Here is a 16,922-nt window from a genome sequence, read left to right as displayed (position 1 = left end):
TCTTTATTTCCATGCATCCTGTGCGTCTTTTTAAATACCCTGTGCGTCTAACCTATGTAAACTTCATGAAGGTACAACAGCAACAACAGCAATAACACAAACAAGTGTTGCAAGCCACACAAGTCACACAAGTCATTCAACTATAACGATTCGCGACAGAGATCGCATAAGGAGACAATATACATCATGAAAAAAACAACAATTGCACTATTCACAGCTTCTATCTTAGCAGGTTCCGCATTCGTAGGTTTCATCAGCACATCTTGGGCAGACAAAACAGACGAGCCGCACACACAAGTACAAACGCAGCAAATTGCAAAAGACAAAGCGACTAACAAGCAGGTAGTTAACGATAAAATGTTCCGTAATCTTAAAGTAGCAGATCGCACGGTACAATATACGCTCACAGGTGAAGCAAGCGTATTTGAAGGCTCGTTCCAATATGCAGTGAAGCAAGGCAACCAAGTTGTAGCAAAAGGATTTGGCACAGCAGCGCAAGGCGGCCCAGCTTGGGGTAAAGTGTCACACACAATCAAAGTTCCAGCAAGCCGCGTAGCATCTAACCAGCCATTAACGCTGGAAGTATTCGAAGTGAATCAAGAGAACGGCAAGATCATTAACAAAGTGAGTATTCCAATGAACGCTGCGAAAAAAGTAGCAAACAACAGCGCGTTCCGCAGCATGAAGCTTGCACCGACTGCTGTACAGTATGCGGTAAAAGGTGAAGCGAGCGTATTTGAAGGCACATACCAGTATGCAGTGAAACAAGGCAAACAAGTTGTAGCAAATGGCTTCGGCACAGCATCCAAAGGTGGCCCAGAGTGGGGAACATTTACACAGCACATTTCGATTCCGGTAAGCAAGGTGTCCAGCAAGCAAGCGTTGACGCTTGAGATGTTTGAAATGGATCAAGAGAGTGGTAAAGCTGTCAATAAAGTAGTGATGCCTTTGCCAGCAAGTCCTGTAGGCGCTGGGTCTGCGAAGGTTGTTCCGACAACGCCAGCAAAACCGGTAAAGCCGACTAAACCTGCAACACCGTCAACTTCGGGTAAAAAGGGTGATAGCAACAAGGCGTTTCGCCAAGTGAAGCAAGTAGGATCGGTTGTAACATACACAATTAAAGGCGAGGCAAGCTTATTTGAAGGCACGTACAACTATGCGGTGAAGCAAGGTGGCAAAGTCGTAGCAACAGGTTTTGGCACAGCATCTAAAGGTGGTCCAGAGTGGGGAACATTTACGCAAGCGATCTCGATTCCAGCCAACAAGTTGTCCGGCAAGCAGCCGTTGACGCTTGAAATGTTTGAAATGGACCAAGAGAGTGGCAAAGCCATCAATAAAGTCGTCATGTCGTTGTCTACAACACCGAGCAAAAAGGTGGCTGGCAACAAAGTGTTTCGTCAGGTGAAGCACGTAAATACGGCTATGACGTACACAGTTAAAGGCGAGGCAAACGTATTTGAAGGCGCGTACCAGTATGCGGTGAAGCAAGGTAACACTGTCGTCGCAAAAGGTTTTGGGGAAGCATCCAAGGGTGGCCCAGAGTGGGGAACATTTACGCAAAAAGTTACAGTTCCAGCAAACAAGCTGTCTGGCAAGCAGCCGTTAACGCTTGAGATATTCGAAGTGGATCAAGCAGATGGCGCGATTAAAAACAAAATGACGATTGTACTGAAATAACAATAAAGTAATTGTAAGTTTGTAAAAGTGAGGGGAGGCCCTGCTCTGTTGCATCGTGCAATGTGGCAGCGGCCTCTTATTTATAACAATCATGATTATTTTGCATAGAAAAAACAAATAACTGTACATACCACTACTCGAATGAATACATATTGTCACAACTATAGTCACAACCATATTCCAAAGGGAGGAGTGTAACAGAGTGAATCAGAGTGAATGGGTACAACGAGCAATTGCTGGTGATGAAGATAGCTTTACAACGCTTGTGCAAGAGCGGCGCGAAAAGTTATATCGTATGGCTTATACGTATGTACGCAACAAAGATGATGCATTAGAAATTGTACAAGAAACGGTCTACCGCGCTTTTATATCGGTACACAAATTGAAGCAGCCGCAATATTTTAATACGTGGCTGACGAAAATTGCGGTCAACTGCGCAGTGGATTACGTTCGCAAAGCGAAAAAAACCGTATACATGGATAAAGAGCATGAAGGCAGCTACACACCTGAAAAAAGAGAAGAAAATATGGACTTGTATGAGGCGCTGGACAAGCTTGATGAAAAATCACGGACGGTGCTCATGCTTAGATATTTTGAAGATATGCCTATTAAGGAGATCGCGGACGTATTGGATACGCCGTTAAGCTCAGTGAAGTCGATTATTTATCGGGGATTGGAGAAATTGAAAATAAACCTTGGGGAGCGTGAGCATTTTGGATAATCAGAACGAGCTAGAACGTTTAAAAAAGTCATACCACGAGATAGAAATTCCCGACGAGCTGGCAACGGTTACGCTCAAAGGGATTGAGCGGGGCAAGCAGCATCGCAATCGTGTGAAGGGGAGAAGCCGTTGGGTGACGCGTGTAGGCGTAAGCGCGGCAGCGGTGTTGGCCGTATTTACGATTAGTGTGAACACGATGCCAGCATTTGCGGCGAGTCTTGAGGACGTGCCGGGGCTCGGCAAGCTCGTGAAAATATTGCAGTTCAATAAAGGTAGCGCGCAGGGCGGAAAGATTCAGGAATCTACAGATATCAACTTTATTACGTTGAACAAGCAGGATAATAGCGACAGCATCGTCTTGAATTTTGCGCGAGACAATAAGGCGCAGCAAGAGGCAAGTTATTTTGATGTTCGGTTTACGGAGTACCCGAATACGATGACGTTTACGGTGGGCGGAGCGAGAAAGTTCTCCGCGGTCAAAGATTTTGAGACGTTGAAGCAAAGTAAATATATTGTGGATGCGTATGAAATTGTATCCGCAGATGATACGATGATTCGCTTCAATGTGACCTTTAAAGAACCTGTTGCTTATGAGGTGAAAGAGTATAAAGATCCAGCGCAGGTCGTCATCACGTTAACATCTGATCCGAAAAAGTCTGGTGCAAGCAGCGAGAATCAGCCGCCTGTTTACGCGGTACGCACAGCATCTCATGTGTATGGCGAAGCTCAAAGCGTTGCTGAAGAAACGCTGATTGATGTGGCCAATGTAAGGGTGTTAAAGGATAAGCAGGGCACGTACTTCGTGGAAGCGGGCCACTTTAAGACCGAGGCAGAAGCCTTAGCGCATATGAAACAAATCAAGTCGGATTACGGTATTACGGAACCGTTGTTTATTGAACAGCGGGAGTACTTGCAAATACCAGAGGCTATTGCCGAAGAGTAATCGCTTCACGTGAGTGAGCGAATTTGCGAATCTGCGAATATAATAGCGGACTTACGTTCAGGAAAGGTTGTCATCCATATTTGAGAAAAGGTCTTCTTACAGTCATCTTGCAATGATTTTGCAATGACATTGTAAAGAGGCCTTTTTTTTGTGCTTCATACAGCGCACAGCTCATCTGTTTAAGCGTCTAACAACTTTCTTTTTCATTCAAATAGATGAAACGGTTCAAGCCATAATTCAACACATGTTGAATTTCATTTCTCCTACTTTTGGAGCTAGATTAAATAGCGTTTATGTGAAAAAATGGATGTAGACACATAAGAATCACTGAAGGGGGATATTCACATTATGACTGTACGCTCTATTTTACCGTTTGGGGACCCTATACTGCGCAAAGTGTGCAAGCCTGTAACCGAAATTACACCGCGCATCCTTACACTACTCGATGATTTGCGCGAGACTTTGTACGCTGAGCCGGGGAGAGCAGGCCTAGCTGCGCCACAAATCGGCGTCCTGCGACGAGTCGCCGTTATGGACTTAGGTAATGGATTAATCGAACTGATTAATCCGGAAATGATCGAAGCGGACGGAGAGCAATATGGCTCCGAAGGATGCTTGTCGTTTCCGAATTATTACGGAAATGTGCGCAGAGCGAAACAGATTAAAGTAAGCAGCTTAACTAGAGACGGAAATGCAGTCGTTTATGACGTAACTGACTATACAGCCGTGTGCTTCCAGCACGAAATGGACCACTTGGACGGCAAGCTATTTGTGGACCTAATGGAGGAGACTTATCTAGTACACGAGCGAACGAATCAACGTATGTCGCTGTTGGATGTACTGAAAGTTGCAAATGGCAAATAAGAGCTAATTTCATACGAGCAATGCCCGGAAAATAATTTTTTGTTAGTTGTCACTTTTGTGCAGACCCCGCATATTCCTTGAATAGAAAGCGCTATCAAAAATATGGGGGGTCGCTTATGAGTCGCTTGTTCAACAAATGGTTGTTAGTTGGTTTCGTATTAGGCTTCTTAAGTTGTATAATCGCACAACGTGTTGAAGCTAGTGGGACGAATAGTGAACCGTACGAGCAGGACACTTGGTTACAGGAAGAAATGAGCCGCGATCAATGGTTAGAACAAGAGCTGCGCAGTGAGCAAGCAAGGCAGTTCATAGATGAGCGGGCTCAACCTAGCTTATTTCCAGTCGAGGTACAGGCAGCGCGTAATAACGACTACCCGATTGTGCTTGTGCACGGATTTGGAGGTTGGGGACGGGAGGAGATGCTCGGCTTTCGTTATTGGGGTGGGTTAACTGATATTGAGCAAAATTTAACCGACTTCGGCTATACCGTGCATACTGCGGCAATCGGACCGGTGTCCAGCAGTTGGGATCGTGCTTGCGAGTTGTATGCACAAATTAAAGGTGGCACGGTGGACTATGGTGAAGCCCACTCCAAACTGCACGGACATTCTCGTTATGGCAGAACGCACCCGGGTTTTTATCCGGAGTGGGGAACGATAGATCCTGCTACAGGACATCCGAAGCGCGTTCATCTAATCGCGCATAGTTTAGGAGGGCAGACGGTGCGATTGCTGACGCAGTTGTTGGCACATGGTCATGAAGGGGAGCGGGCAGCAAGTGCAGCGTCCGATTTGTCGCCGCTATTTAATGGCGGGAGTAACATGTGGGTGCGTAGTATTTTTACGATTGCTGCACCTCACGATGGCACGACAATGACGCATCTTGTAGGTGGTATTGTTCCGCATGCGCAGCAAATCATCGGCTTAGCTGCGGCTGCTTTAGGAAGCGTTTCCAAACCCGTGATCGATTTTAAATTGGATCAATGGGGGCTGAGGCGGGAGCCTGGCGAGCCATTCGAACGTTATTCCCAGCGGGTGTATAACAGCAGCATTTGGAAAAGTTCGCAGGACACTAGTGAATGGGATTTAAGCCCGCACGGAGCGAAGGAGTTAAATAACTGGGTGCAGGCTCAGCCGGAGGTGTACTATTTTTCGATCGCGGCGGAGCAGACATTTACGGGTCCATTGACTGGACATGAGTTACCGGAGCCTTTTATGAACCCGTTATTTTTACCTTCTACTCTGTTTATGGGCAGGTATGAAAATGGACAGTTGGACAGTGCTTGGTGGCAAAATGACGGTATCGTCAACACGGTGTCGATGGATGGACCTAAGCACGGCTCCTCCGACAAAATTGTCGCTTTCAATGAAATACCGCAAGCTGGCGTATGGAACTATGTTGGTCTAATGAATTCACATGACCATGCGGATATGATTGGGATCGGTGTGCGAAATATGAAGGACTGGTATGTTGGCGTGGCGCGACTGCTCGGTTCGTTGCCTAAATAAGAGCATGTGTGGCCCCGTTCGTGTGGGTGACAATATCATGTGAAGCCATATGAACTCATTTGAACTCGCCCCGAAACCGATCCGGAAAAGTAATTGTTCAGAAGTCGTTCGGAAAGTGAATTATGTATCTTTAACACAACGAAAGCCGAGATGGGCTGCTGAGCTGTCAGGTGTATTGCTGCTACGTGCCGCTACACGGTAACGATTGCAGTACGATTTATGACATAAGTACGAGCCGCCCTTCATGACGCGGGCATGACTGGTGTCTGGCTGGCCTGCGCTGCCTGCATTGGTTGAGCCTAGGCCGGTCGAGCAGGCGCCGCTTGAGGCAGGAGTAGCTGTGAACCAGTCGGCGCACCATTCCCACACATTTCCCGAAACGTTAAACAACCCAAAGCCGTTCGGTAAATAAGCATCGACAGGAGCTGTGCTAACATAGCCGTCGCTAGCGTTATTTTTAACAGGGAATTTGCCCTGCCAAATGTTGCAGCGATGCTCGCCGTCAGGCTTAAGCGCGTCTCCCCACGGATAGCGCTTGCGCTCCAAGCCCCCGCGAGCGGCAAATTCCCACTCCCTTTCCGTTGGGAGACGCAATTGTGCCCAGTCGCAGTACGCAGTGGCATCGTGCCAAGAGACATGCACGACGGGATGATCCATGCGCGCCTCAACGCTGCTGCCTGCCCCTTCGGGCTGCCGCCAGCTCGCACCACGAATACCGAGCCACCAAGGTGTCTCAGCTGAGCTGCCTATTATTTGCGTGCTTGCTTCCTCGTGAAGAAGCAGGTGGAACACATACGACCAGCCAAAGCGTTCTGCTTCGGTCACATACCCTGTAGCAGCGACAAACTGTGCGAAATCAGCATTAGTAACCGCATAAGGCGAAATCGCAAAGCTGCCGACGGTCACTTGTCGGGAAGGCCGCTCACCATCGGCAGGCTGCGCTTCTACGTCATCTGTGCCCATCCAGAATGAGCCGCCTTGCAGCTTAATAAAGTGAGAGGTATCAGGCATGGCTTGATGAAGCAGGGGGCTGCCTGAGTGTGTAAGTAAAGCTGCTGCGGCTGCTTTTACATCAATAGCCATCTCCGGCACAGAGATGGCACAGCTTGCTCTTGTAGCTGCACAGCACGCCGACGAACGTTCGTGCAGTTGAAATAGCGGGTTGCGTGGTTCAGCCATTCGTTCCGTATGTTGGCTCATGGCGGATGCCCCTTCCTTTTACATTTTCACCAAATGAACCAATGATTATTTATGGTTACCTAGCGCTATCTAGTTGGATAGCTTAGCGGTCAGTCGCTCAAGCACAAGCAGAGCAGCACCAACGGCAAGCGCCTCCTCACCATAACTGCCTTTGCTAAATACGACCTGATAGTTGGGATAGTGGTACGTTTTACGAATAGCGGTTTGTGTGGCGGTATAAAAAAACAAATCATTTCCTAAAATAAGCGGCCCACCAAGCACGACCTTCTCTGGATGCAAGATGTTCAGCAAGTTAGCTAAGCCGATGCCAAAGTAAGTCGCGGTTTGCGTCATCACTTCGCTAACGAGTGGGTCGCGCATCCGCAGCGCTTCCATAATGGTCGGAAACGTGACGAGCTCGGGTTGCACGACCATTTGCTGGAGCACGCTTGGACGCCCCATCCGCAGTTGGGCAATGACTTCTCGTTCTAAGGCATAGATCGTCGTGTACGATTCTAGACTGCCGTAATTGCCGTTCGCTGTACGGGGCGGAGCACCATCTGCTTTAATAATCATTTGTCCGAGCGCATCTTCCATGTCGACAGCTCCATAAATAAGGTTGCCTTCTGACGTCATGGCTGAACGTATTCCGATACCTAAATGCACATATAGCATATGTCGCAAGTCCTTCGTGCGATTCGCCCACGATTCGGCCCAAAGGGCTGCGTTAGCCCCGTTATCGAGCAGGATGGGGACATGAAGTGCTTGCTCAAACTGCGCAACGATATGTACGTTCTCCCAACCTGAAGCAGGGAAATGACTCGGGTTCAAAATGATACCGCCAAATCGATCGACCGGACCAACCGCGCCTATACCGAGTCCGAGGACATGATTCAACGTTAACTCGTACTTTGCGATCCACGCCTGAACTTGCGAGATGACCATGGGCAGTAGTACCTCTGGTGTCATTTCCTCATTCATCGTCCACTCGGCTGAATCCATTTGCTGTCCGCTCGCATCTACCATGACGAGACGTGACATCGTTCGCGACAAGTCAAAGCCGAAAGCATAGCCATATTGCGGATTAACACGGTACAAAATGGGCCTTCGCCCTCCTGTGGAAGCGCCGAAACCAGATTCCACAATAAGTTCAGCTTGCACAAGCTCCTCTAGCACACGTGTCAAAGTGCTAACTGTGAAGCCGCTGTCGGTGAGTAAGTCATTTTTCGAGATTTCTAATTTGCGGCGTATGAGATGAAATGTTTCTTTGCTTTTCGTGGAAGTTATGCGTTGCTCCAAATGTTTAACCATAAATGATTATCCCCGCAATTCCCGATAATAGAATGACGGCGATTGGATGCAGGCGGAAGCGTAATAATGCCAGCAGCGCGCATATAAACACGCCCGCGGCAAATAAAGTTCCGATGCTCCAACCTTGGATGAGGCCCGAATGTGTGACCATGCTTACCGCAGCATAAGCGATTAGCGCGATGACCGCTGGCTTCATGCCGTCGAGCGCAGACTGCACCCAATCATTATGATACATCCGGTAAAAGAGAGTAGCAACCATAAACATCGTAAAAACCGATGGAATTACTATGCCTATTGTAGAAACGACACTTCCCCACACCCCAGCAGTGGCGTATCCAACGTAAATAGCGCTGTTCATCGCAATCGAACCGGGCGCCATGCCCGCAAGGGCGATGGCATCTGCATATTGCTCTGCATTCATCCAGCCCTGCCCGATTGCTTCGTGTTCAATGACAGGCAGCATCGCGTAGCCGCCGCCGAAGGAGACGAAGCCCAGCTTTAAAAAGGTCCAAAATAAATCCCATAGCATGATGTAAGACCCCTTGTTTTAAAATGTGAAAATAAGTTATGCACCTGCCCGTTTACGTCTATCTGCCGCTTGGCCATGACGCTGAGCCCGCTGCTGATCCGGCTGTGGTTGGCGTCGCGTATGCGCGGATGTCGTGCCCGCTGGCCCGCTCGGATGTAGCGGGCGAAGGTTGAACCGCTGCGCAGCAAGTCCTGCTGCTGCGCCTAGCGCCAGCACGATGAGCGGATGAACGTTCGTCCATAGGAGAAGTAGCGCGAACGTGATCGTCGTTGCCCAAGCAAAGCTATGCCGTAGCGTGCGCTGACCAAGCCGAATGGCGGCAAAGACGATAAGTGCAGCTACAGCAGGCTTAATGCCCGCCAGCGCAGCTTGTGCATAAGAGTTGTCGCGAACTTCAGCTGCCCCGAAGCAAATCAACAACATAACAGCCAGCGTCGGCAAAGTAATACCGACCACAGCGGCAAATAGCCCTGCAATTCCTGCCAGACGATAGCCGACCAGCGCGGCGATATTGACGGCGATCCCGCCAGGAGCAGCTCCCGCGAGCGCAGTCATTTCGCTCATCTCATCTAAAGATAGCCAAGCACGACGAACCGTCACTTCACGATCGATGACAGGCAAAATGGCATATCCACCGCCAAATGTTGTGGGACTTATTTTAAGGAAGGTCAAAAAAAGTTGTAGGAGTAAAGTGACAGTAGAACGTATTTTCATGGGAATGCCCCCCATTACATAGTAACTTCAGCAGATTAGAACGTTGTTTCCCTTTTCAACCCGAACATCATAAGGTTCTCTGTATACCGTTAGTATACGTAACTTTAATCCATTTTGGAATAAACTATCCTGAAATATGAAATAAGACTTTATTATAAGTACTTAAAATTTAGTATATGAGTTAAAAATCATGTGTCTTTTGTTCAATTACAGTTATAAGTTAGGCGGATAAGCATCGAAACAGCAGCTGAAAAACGAGGTGAAATTGGGTTAAAAATGAAATTGTTTTGCAAGGAATGAAAGTGAAGAAAAATGCTTTGTTATTTTCGCATATTTGCGGTATTATCATTTTCATATATTTCACGAAAGTCGGGGACGATTCATGCTTTTGCTTCATGTGTTCATCTATCTCGGTATCGTCGCAGGGGGAGTTTCCGGCGCATTAGTTGGCATTAAAAAGGGTCTCGATCTATTCGGGATCATTATCGTAGCGGCTGCTGCGGCACTTGGGGGCGGAATTGTACGGGACGTGCTTATCGGTCAGTTTCCACCAGTTGCTTTTACGATGCCGCCTTACTTTTTTACCGTGTTAGTTACGGCATTAATTATTTGTTTTATTTACAAGCATGTTAATCGGTTTCGAAGCTTTCAAAGCGTGATGATGATTTCGGATGCGATCGGGTTGGGCGTTTTTACGGCCATCGGTGCTAACTCCGCTTTCAGTCAACAGATGGACACGCCTTTTATCGTCATATCCATGGGGTTAATTACCGGGATTGGTGGGGGAATTGTACGTGATTTACTCGTGCGGACCATTCCATACGTGTTTCGAAAAGAAATTTATGCAATCGCATCGCTTGCGGGAGCAATAAGTTATTACTTGTCATATGGGAAAATATCAGAGATGGCGTCGCTCTATTTATGTTTAGGAGTTACTTTTACGATTCGGGTGTTGGCGGTTAAATTCAGTGTGAATTTCCCTGTCATTGAACCTAAAGCGGACAAGCCTGAGAGACAACGACGGAAAGTCAGACGCTCTCTTAAATTATAAATACAACAAAAAGCCCGCAGCCGACTTCAAGTCAGTTGCGGGCTTCGTTATGCGCTGTTAGAAGCGCATCTATAATTAGCTGTTAATAGCAGCTGTGTAGCGTGCTTCAACTTCAGACCAGTTCACAACGTTCCAGAACGCTGCGATGTAGTCTGGGCGTTTGTTCTGGTAGTTCAAGTAGTAAGCGTGCTCCCATACATCCAAGCCAAGGATAGGCGTTTTGCCTTCCATGATTGGGGAGTCTTGGTTAGGCAAGCTGTATACAGTCAACGCGCCGTTGCTGTCTACAGCAAGGAATGCCCAGCCGCTGCCGAAGCGAGTAGCTGCTGCTTTAGCGAAATCTTCTTTGAACTTGTCGAAACCGCCAAGTTCGTTGTTGATTGCGTCAGCCAACGCGCCGGAAGGTAGTCCACCAGCGTTAGGAGCGATTGTTTGCCAGAACAAAGAGTGGTTAGCATGTCCGCCACCGTTGTTGCGAACTGCTGTACGGATGCCCTCAGGTACGCTGTTCAAGTCAGCGATAAGCTCTTCGATAGACAAGCCTTGCAATTCTGGAGCGGACTCCAAAGCTGCGTTCAAGTTCGTCACGTAAGCATTGTGATGACGACCGTGGTGAATTTCCATTGTAAGTGCATCGATATGTGGTTCCAAAGCGTTATGAGCGTATGGAAGCTGTGGTAATTGATGTGCCATTGTTATATACCTCCAAATCAATATGTAGTTCCTACAACCCATTTAATCATGATTCAAGTATTAAATCAACAAAAATGTTTAAAAAGTCGACTCGATTAGGTATGCGCAAATGTGAGCAAAATGGTATTCCTTATAATTACCCGTTTCACACCTTTTCAAACCAGAAATGACATAAACCTACACCGGAATCACAAAATGGATTACATTTCAATAACAGATAGTTTAATGGCAACTTTGGATTCAAAAAGAAATGTAAACGCTTCATTAAAAGCGCTTTCAGTAGAAAAACGGAGAAATTTGCAGTTTTATTATGGAAAATGCTTAAGAAAGAAGGAATTTCGCGATTTTTGTCGTAATTCTTAATCAAATTTGTTAAAATTTTTTTAAGCTATTTTTTGATGGCATGATAAATACGTAGGCTGGCGTTTCATAAACGTTCCATTAACGGTCCTTAACGTTCCACTAGAGAGATAAATCGACATTATTTAATCAAGTTAGGATGAGGGAGAGTAATTCATGAACGTTCGTTCCTTTAGATTGTCGGACTATATGCCGACATCTCAATTGTTGAAAGCGTCGTTGTCAGAAGAATGTTGTGAAAAGACATTGGATGCCTTCGCGCGTCAATTGTCTTTGGATGGTGAGCTCGTGCTCGTCGCAGAACAGCAAGATACAGCAGGAGAGTCCATGATTGTAGGACTCGTAATTGGGACGATCGATCGTAATAGCGGCTACTACTACCGTTTAGCCGTACATCCAGATTATCGCAATCAAGGCGTGGGCAGAGCGCTCGTTTCCGGTATGGAACAGAAATTTCAACAACGGAACGTCAAACAGATTATGATCGCCGCTGATGAGCATACAGAAGTTGTCTTGCCGTGGTTTGAGACGCTAGGGTATGGATCAAAAGACGTGTCGCGGTCGTTGCAGCAACTACGAATCGTTACAGGTTAGAACTTATTTTTTGATTCAAGAACGAGTATGTTTCAGACACTGTCGAAATAAGAAAGCATTGCATAGGAAGGCATATCTTTTCAAACCGTTGCATTCGGAGAAAAGATATGCTTTTCTATTACTATATCATTGGACTGAATAATTAGACTGAAGCTGAGGGCAAAGCATGGATCGTTATGAGAAGGCGCTTGTAAAAAGTTTCAAGCACGACGGTCATCTCCACCGTGTATGGTTGGAGAATTGGTTCGTGCCGCAAGAGCGGCTGCACCCTGATCATGCGGAAGCAGGGGTGATCGTGCTTATTAACAGTCAGACTCCGATTCAAGAAGCGGACGGGAAACAGTGGATGAGCAAAGTGCCTGCTGTTACCTTTTTTGTGCCGCAGCAATGGTTTAATGTAGTTGCGCTAATTGAAGAAAGTGGAATTCGTTACTATTGTAACATTGCATCTCCACCTTACAGTAGCGCCAACACGGTTACGTATATCGATTATGATTTGGATGTGATTCGTCATGCAGACGGCCATGTGCAAATCGTCGATCGGGATGAATACGAGCACAATCGTATCGTATATCACTATCCCTTACTCGTGGAGCAGAAAGTGACACGAGGTTTGGAAACACTATTAGAGCGCATTCGCAACGAAGAATCACCATTTCATGACGCAATCGTGCGTTCTTATTATGAAGAGTGGAAACAATTCGTATTGAAATAATGAAAAACGTTGATGAGAGGATGGCGCATAGGGCATGAAGGAGGTGAACGGGAATATTGGAGCGTTGGGCGCAATTAAAGCAAGAGATTGTGGCAGCAGCACCTTCACTCGGCATCGATCAGATCGGGTTTACGACAGCCGACCCGTTCATCGAGCTGAAGGCGCGTCTACAGCAGTCAGTCGATAAAGGATACAACTCAGGCTTTGAAGAACCAGATTTAGATAAGCGAACACGTCCAGAGTTGCTGCTCGAGGGGGCACGCTCGATTATTGCTATAGCGGTCGCTTATCCTTCGAAGTTAGAAGATCCGCCGAAGTCAGATGCTAGCGGGAAGCGCGGCATGTTTGCACGCACTGCGTGGGGGCTTGATTACCACCTCGTATTGCGCAACAGGTTGGCGCGGCTAGAAGCGTTTATTCGCGAGCGCGTTCCCGAATCCGAGCTGCGTATCAAGAGCATGGTCGATACGGGAGAGTTAAGCGACCGTGCGGTAGCAGAACGTGCGGGCATTGGATTTGGCGGTAAGAATTGCTCCATCATTTCGCCGAAGTGGGGCTCATGGATTTACTTGGGCGAAATGATTACGAATTTACCTTTCCCGCCTGATCATCCGATTGCGGAGGATTGTGGGGAGTGCACGCGCTGCTTAGATGCATGCCCGACAGGTGCTTTTGTCGGGCCGGGGCAGCTTAATGCGCAGCGCTGCATCTCGTTTCAGACACAGTCCAAGGACTTGCTTACGGATGAGATGATGGTGAAAATGGGCAACCGATTGTATGGTTGTGATACGTGCCAAATCGTATGCCCGAAAAATAAAGGCATGAATTGGACGCATCACGAGGAAATGCAGCCTGATCCAGAATTGGCCAAGCCGCTGCTCGTACCGATGCTCGATATATCGAATCGGCAGTTCAAAGAGCAGTTTGGCAGCCTATCTGCGGCATGGCGCGGCAAGAAGCCCATTCAACGCAATGCGATTGTGGCGCTCGGCAACTTGCGTGACCGGAGCGCCTTGCCTGCTTTGCGCTCGCTGCTGCTTAAGGACTCGCGCCCAGACATTCGCGCGACGGTTGCTTGGGCACACGGGCGCATTGCAGGTGTGGCCGCTAAGGAGCAGCTGCGCGAAGCGCTGCGCTGGGAGGAGGATGAAGTCGTGCAACAAGCATTACAGGAAGCCTTGAAGCAAGCAGAGCAAACGGTTGAGCCGTTGTATGTGCAAGAGATGGATTCACCGCTTGGTGTACTGACACTTGTCGCGACGCCGACGGGCTTATGTGCGATTGAGTTCGGCACAGTGTTGGAGCAATCCCAGAAGATTTTAGCATGGGCACACCGTGCTATTGGCAGCAAGGTGGCGATTCAGCGTCATCCTGAACGATTGAAGGAAGCGAAGCAGCAGCTCGAAAGCTATTTTGCTGGTGAGCGGCAAACATTCGATCTCGCGTTCGATATGTACGGAACAGAGTTCCAGAAATCGGTCTGGACAGCGCTGTTGGACATTCCATTCGGAGAAACGTGTTCTTATAAAGATGTCGCAGTAGCTATTGAAAATCCAAAGGCCGTACGAGCAGTAGGCGGAGCGAACAATCGCAATCCGCTACCGATCGTCGTTCCGTGTCATCGCGTAATTGGCGCAGACGGCAAGCTTGTCGGATATGGTGGCGGGCTGGACATTAAAGAAAAATTGTTGGATTTAGAAGGAATTACGTACCCTAGTTAATTAGATGATAGAATACCGTGTATAAGCTCGTAAATGGATGAATAACGGTGAATGAACAAGATTAGGTGATATTTGTCATAATGGGGCGGACATGCTATCATAAAGGGATGAATTCGTAGAGAAATCGTGTGTTCTCAACTATGACATGAATAATTAAACTCAAACGATGTTGGGGTGACTTTGAGAAATGTGGACGGTAATTACGGCAATTGTCACGCTTATTATCGGCATTGTGATCGGCTTTGCTGGTGGCGTGTTCTATCTCCGCAAACAAATGGAGAAGATGCAATCTGACCCGCAAGCGCTGCAAAAAATGGCGAAGCAAATGGGCTATAACTTGAATTCTAAGCAGATGCAAATGGCACAACAAATGATGAACAAGAAAAAACACAAATAATCGTATCGTGCAATGAACGCTGGAGCACTTGCAGCGGGAGGAGGATTCAAGCGTGGCTGGCTTAAAGGATTATGTAAATACCCGAGTCGGTGCTAATCGCGAACGAATTGAGCACCATATCAATGAAATTTTGAAGCTTATCGGCGAGGACGTTGAGCGTGAAGGTTTGTTGGAAACTCCTGCGCGTGTCACTCGCATGTATGAAGAAATTTTCGCAGGGTATGAGGTTGACCCGCGCGATGTACTGGGCGTAACGTTTGATGAGCAACATGAAGAGCTTGTCATCGTAAAAGATATTACGTACTACAGCCAATGCGAGCACCATATGGCGCCGTTTTTCGGCAAAGTACACATTGGTTACATTCCAAGCGGTAAAATTGCCGGCTTGAGCAAGCTTGCCCGCTTGGTTGAAGCGATCTCGCGCCGATTGCAAGTGCAAGAACGCATCACATCGGACATTGCTAATATTATGGAAGAAGTGTTGCAGCCGCACGGCGTCATGGTCGTGGTTGAGGGTGAACACTTATGCATGTGTGCCCGTGGGGTTAAGAAGCCTGGTAGCATGACGGTTACGTCTGCTACACGAGGAAGCTTCCGTACGGATGCGGCACAGCGCGCGGAATTTTTATCGCTTTTGAAGCAATAATTAATTGGGTTGAGACGAGATAATAGAAACCCGTTCCGGGCTAGGGGGCGGGTTTCTTGTTTTGTAATCCATATATGTAAAACGGGCATTTTAGTTGTTAGAATAGAGGAGGAATTACGCAACTCATGACACAGACTACCGAAGAACAGTTAGAGACAACCGAAGGTCAGGAGATAGTGATGACGGAGGAGCAAGCTGCATGGACACGCTTGTATGAAGTAGCAAGCGCATTTAAGAAGATGGCGCCTTGGACATGGCAGCAGGATAGCCGTATTTTTGGTGTACGCAATCCAGAGGATGGCGAAATCGGCTATTGCAGCATTATGGGTGCAAGCGAAACGTTGTTCGGCCTCGCGGTATTCCGCGGAGCAGAAGGGCTTGAAAGCTTAAATGATATGCTTATCGATCGCGATGAGCGCTATGCGTGGCTGCACCGTCAAAAGTGCATGATGATCACTTACGAAGACCGCACAGATCTGGATAAGCAAGATTTGGCGCAAATCAAAGAATTGGGCTTCCGTTTCCGCGGTCGCAACGCTTGGCCGATGTTCCGCGTGTACGATCCAGGTCTTGCACCTTGGACGCTGAACGAGCAGGAAGTACAATACTTGACGATGGCGTTAGAGCAAGCGATGGACATTGCAACACGTGTGAAAAAGGACAAGAACGTACTTGTAGCGCCTAAGCCAGGCAAAGTTCTTGTACGTGAGCAGGTTAGCGGTGAGTGGGCTGATGTATGGATGGACCCAGAGTTCATTTTGCAGCGTCCAGTGAAGGTTGAATACGATGATGCAGCACGTTTGACGGATATTATGGAGCGCTTCCCGAATAAGAAAGGACACTGGGAAACAGAGTTCTTCTTTGCACCTGTAGCGGTTAAGGGAGAGGCGTCTGATCGTCCATATTACCCGCGTCTTTGCTTGTGGGTAGACCGTGTTTCTCGTTCGGCAGTCGGCTTCCACGTGACGTATGATGAGAATTTCGAGCAGCAGTTCTTGGATCATTTCTTGAATTTGATCGAGGAAAAAGGGAACCGCCCGCAAAAGCTCGTTATTCGCACGAACGAGACGATCGACTTGTTCGAAAAGACTGCACAGCGCTTGAAAGTTAAAATCGAGCGTGAGCCTCGTTTGACGTATTTGGAAGAGGCGCGTGGCGATTTGGTCGAGTATTTTGTTAAAAACGCAAAAAAATAAGTTGGACGTATAGATGTTCGGCGTTAAATCCCGCTTACGCTTAGGCGTGGGCGGGATTTTTTTGCTGCGCTTTATTTGCGCTTTATTGAGATGAGTTGAGGGG

Annotated in this window: 17 protein-coding genes; 12 read left to right on the top strand and 5 right to left on the bottom strand. The window is 47.7% G+C overall.

From position 1 onward, the window contains the following. Positions 1–186 precede the first annotated feature (186 nt). From KIK04_RS07560 to KIK04_RS07540, 5 genes are all read left to right on the top strand, one after another. On the top strand, positions 187–1,677 hold the full coding sequence (locus tag KIK04_RS07560) for a Gmad2 immunoglobulin-like domain-containing protein (RefSeq protein WP_232277661.1): 1,491 nt from the start codon (positions 187–189) through the stop codon (positions 1,675–1,677). Positions 1,678–1,879: 202 nt separating this feature from the next. Further along, the gene (locus tag KIK04_RS07555) at positions 1,880–2,398 is read left to right on the top strand and encodes a sigma-70 family RNA polymerase sigma factor (protein ID WP_232277660.1); all 519 of its coding nucleotides are present in this window, start codon (positions 1,880–1,882) and stop codon (positions 2,396–2,398) included. After that, positions 2,391–3,341, top strand: coding sequence for a DUF4179 domain-containing protein (locus KIK04_RS07550; protein ID WP_232277659.1), 951 nt, complete (start codon positions 2,391–2,393; stop codon positions 3,339–3,341). The genes KIK04_RS07555 and KIK04_RS07550 overlap by 8 nt, the downstream gene beginning before the upstream one ends. 348 nt (positions 3,342–3,689) lie before the next feature. Continuing rightward, positions 3,690–4,205: a peptide deformylase gene (gene def, locus KIK04_RS07545; RefSeq protein ID WP_232277658.1), complete on the top strand. Its 516-nt coding sequence runs from the start codon at positions 3,690–3,692 to the stop codon at positions 4,203–4,205. Between the two features lie 116 nt (positions 4,206–4,321). Further along, positions 4,322–5,713 (top strand): esterase/lipase family protein, encoded by a 1,392-nt coding sequence (locus KIK04_RS07540; protein ID WP_232277657.1) that lies wholly within the window; start codon positions 4,322–4,324, stop codon positions 5,711–5,713. Between the two features lie 120 nt (positions 5,714–5,833). On the opposite strand, the gene KIK04_RS07535 is transcribed toward KIK04_RS07540, so the two are convergent. The 4 genes from KIK04_RS07535 to KIK04_RS07520 all read right to left on the bottom strand — a co-directional run bounded on the left by KIK04_RS07535 (position 5,834) and on the right by KIK04_RS07520 (position 9,446). Further along, on the bottom strand, positions 5,834–6,913 hold the full coding sequence (locus tag KIK04_RS07535; RefSeq protein WP_442951143.1) for a formylglycine-generating enzyme family protein: 1,080 nt from the start codon (positions 6,911–6,913) through the stop codon (positions 5,834–5,836). A gap of 69 nt (positions 6,914–6,982) precedes the next feature. Beyond that, complete coding sequence (locus KIK04_RS07530) at positions 6,983–8,203, bottom strand: ROK family protein (protein WP_232277656.1); 1,221 nt, start codon at positions 8,201–8,203, stop codon at positions 6,983–6,985. Continuing rightward, positions 8,196–8,732: a chromate transporter gene (locus tag KIK04_RS07525; RefSeq protein WP_232277655.1), complete on the bottom strand. Its 537-nt coding sequence runs from the start codon at positions 8,730–8,732 to the stop codon at positions 8,196–8,198. Before KIK04_RS07525 ends, KIK04_RS07530 begins: the two co-directional genes overlap by 8 nt. A 36-nt stretch (positions 8,733–8,768) precedes the next feature. Then, entirely contained in the window at positions 8,769–9,446 is a 678-nt protein-coding gene (locus KIK04_RS07520; protein ID WP_232277654.1) for a chromate transporter, read from the bottom strand. Positions 9,447–9,828: 382 nt separating this feature from the next. On the opposite strand from KIK04_RS07520, the gene KIK04_RS07515 reads away from it, so the two are divergent. Further along, positions 9,829–10,497 carry a trimeric intracellular cation channel family protein gene (locus KIK04_RS07515; protein WP_232277653.1) on the top strand — a complete coding sequence of 223 codons (669 nt, stop codon included), beginning with the start codon at positions 9,829–9,831 and terminating at the stop codon, positions 10,495–10,497. Between the two features lie 75 nt (positions 10,498–10,572). On the opposite strand, the gene KIK04_RS07510 is transcribed toward KIK04_RS07515, so the two are convergent. Beyond that, positions 10,573–11,190, bottom strand: coding sequence for a superoxide dismutase (locus KIK04_RS07510; protein ID WP_232277652.1), 618 nt, complete (start codon positions 11,188–11,190; stop codon positions 10,573–10,575). Positions 11,191–11,706: 516 nt separating this feature from the next. Here KIK04_RS07510 and KIK04_RS07505 point away from each other — a divergent pair. The 6 genes from KIK04_RS07505 (at position 11,707) to KIK04_RS07480 (ending at position 16,819) form a co-directional block, all read left to right on the top strand. Next, on the top strand, positions 11,707–12,144 hold the full coding sequence (locus KIK04_RS07505; protein WP_232277651.1) for a GNAT family N-acetyltransferase: 438 nt from the start codon (positions 11,707–11,709) through the stop codon (positions 12,142–12,144). 166 nt (positions 12,145–12,310) lie between these two features. Next, positions 12,311–12,859 carry a DUF402 domain-containing protein gene (locus KIK04_RS07500; protein ID WP_232277650.1) on the top strand — a complete coding sequence of 183 codons (549 nt, stop codon included), beginning with the start codon at positions 12,311–12,313 and terminating at the stop codon, positions 12,857–12,859. Positions 12,860–12,915: 56 nt separating this feature from the next. After that, on the top strand, positions 12,916–14,580 hold the full coding sequence (queG, locus tag KIK04_RS07495) for a tRNA epoxyqueuosine(34) reductase QueG (protein WP_232277649.1): 1,665 nt from the start codon (positions 12,916–12,918) through the stop codon (positions 14,578–14,580). A 187-nt stretch (positions 14,581–14,767) separates the two neighbouring features. Beyond that, positions 14,768–14,977 (top strand): YneF family protein, encoded by a 210-nt coding sequence (locus KIK04_RS07490; protein ID WP_232277648.1) that lies wholly within the window; start codon positions 14,768–14,770, stop codon positions 14,975–14,977. A gap of 52 nt (positions 14,978–15,029) precedes the next feature. Beyond that, the gene (folE, locus tag KIK04_RS07485) at positions 15,030–15,623 is read left to right on the top strand and encodes a GTP cyclohydrolase I FolE (protein WP_232277647.1); all 594 of its coding nucleotides are present in this window, start codon (positions 15,030–15,032) and stop codon (positions 15,621–15,623) included. A gap of 125 nt (positions 15,624–15,748) precedes the next feature. Beyond that, positions 15,749–16,819, top strand: coding sequence for a DUF7309 domain-containing protein (locus tag KIK04_RS07480; RefSeq protein ID WP_232277646.1), 1,071 nt, complete (start codon positions 15,749–15,751; stop codon positions 16,817–16,819). Positions 16,820–16,922 lie beyond the last annotated feature (103 nt).

It is taken from the genome of Paenibacillus sp. 481 (genome assembly GCF_021223605.1).
In the GTDB taxonomy this organism is placed as follows: Bacteria; Bacillota; Bacilli; order Paenibacillales; family Paenibacillaceae; genus Paenibacillus_B.
This window is presented reverse-complemented; position numbering and strand designations above follow the sequence as displayed.

What these genes read in the sequence shown, in the direction of transcription:
- KIK04_RS07560 (WP_232277661.1), top strand. Translation starts at nt 187, where the DNA reads ATGAAAAAAACAACAATTGCACTATTCACAGCTTCTATCTTAGCAGGT.
- def (WP_232277658.1), top strand. Translation starts at nt 3,690, where the DNA reads ATGACTGTACGCTCTATTTTACCGTTTGGGGACCCTATACTGCGCAAA.
- KIK04_RS07540 (WP_232277657.1), top strand. Translation starts at nt 4,322, where the DNA reads ATGAGTCGCTTGTTCAACAAATGGTTGTTAGTTGGTTTCGTATTAGGC.
- KIK04_RS07535 (WP_442951143.1), bottom strand. Translation starts at nt 6,913, where the DNA reads ATGAGCCAACATACGGAACGAATGGCTGAACCACGCAACCCGCTATTT.
- KIK04_RS07530 (WP_232277656.1), bottom strand. Translation starts at nt 8,203, where the DNA reads ATGGTTAAACATTTGGAGCAACGCATAACTTCCACGAAAAGCAAAGAA.
- KIK04_RS07525 (WP_232277655.1), bottom strand. Translation starts at nt 8,732, where the DNA reads ATGCTATGGGATTTATTTTGGACCTTTTTAAAGCTGGGCTTCGTCTCC.
- KIK04_RS07520 (WP_232277654.1), bottom strand. Translation starts at nt 9,446, where the DNA reads ATGAAAATACGTTCTACTGTCACTTTACTCCTACAACTTTTTTTGACC.
- KIK04_RS07515 (WP_232277653.1), top strand. Translation starts at nt 9,829, where the DNA reads ATGCTTTTGCTTCATGTGTTCATCTATCTCGGTATCGTCGCAGGGGGA.
- KIK04_RS07510 (WP_232277652.1), bottom strand. Translation starts at nt 11,190, where the DNA reads ATGGCACATCAATTACCACAGCTTCCATACGCTCATAACGCTTTGGAA.
- KIK04_RS07505 (WP_232277651.1), top strand. Translation starts at nt 11,707, where the DNA reads ATGAACGTTCGTTCCTTTAGATTGTCGGACTATATGCCGACATCTCAA.
- KIK04_RS07500 (WP_232277650.1), top strand. Translation starts at nt 12,311, where the DNA reads ATGGATCGTTATGAGAAGGCGCTTGTAAAAAGTTTCAAGCACGACGGT.
- KIK04_RS07490 (WP_232277648.1), top strand. Translation starts at nt 14,768, where the DNA reads ATGTGGACGGTAATTACGGCAATTGTCACGCTTATTATCGGCATTGTG.
- KIK04_RS07480 (WP_232277646.1), top strand. Translation starts at nt 15,749, where the DNA reads ATGACACAGACTACCGAAGAACAGTTAGAGACAACCGAAGGTCAGGAG.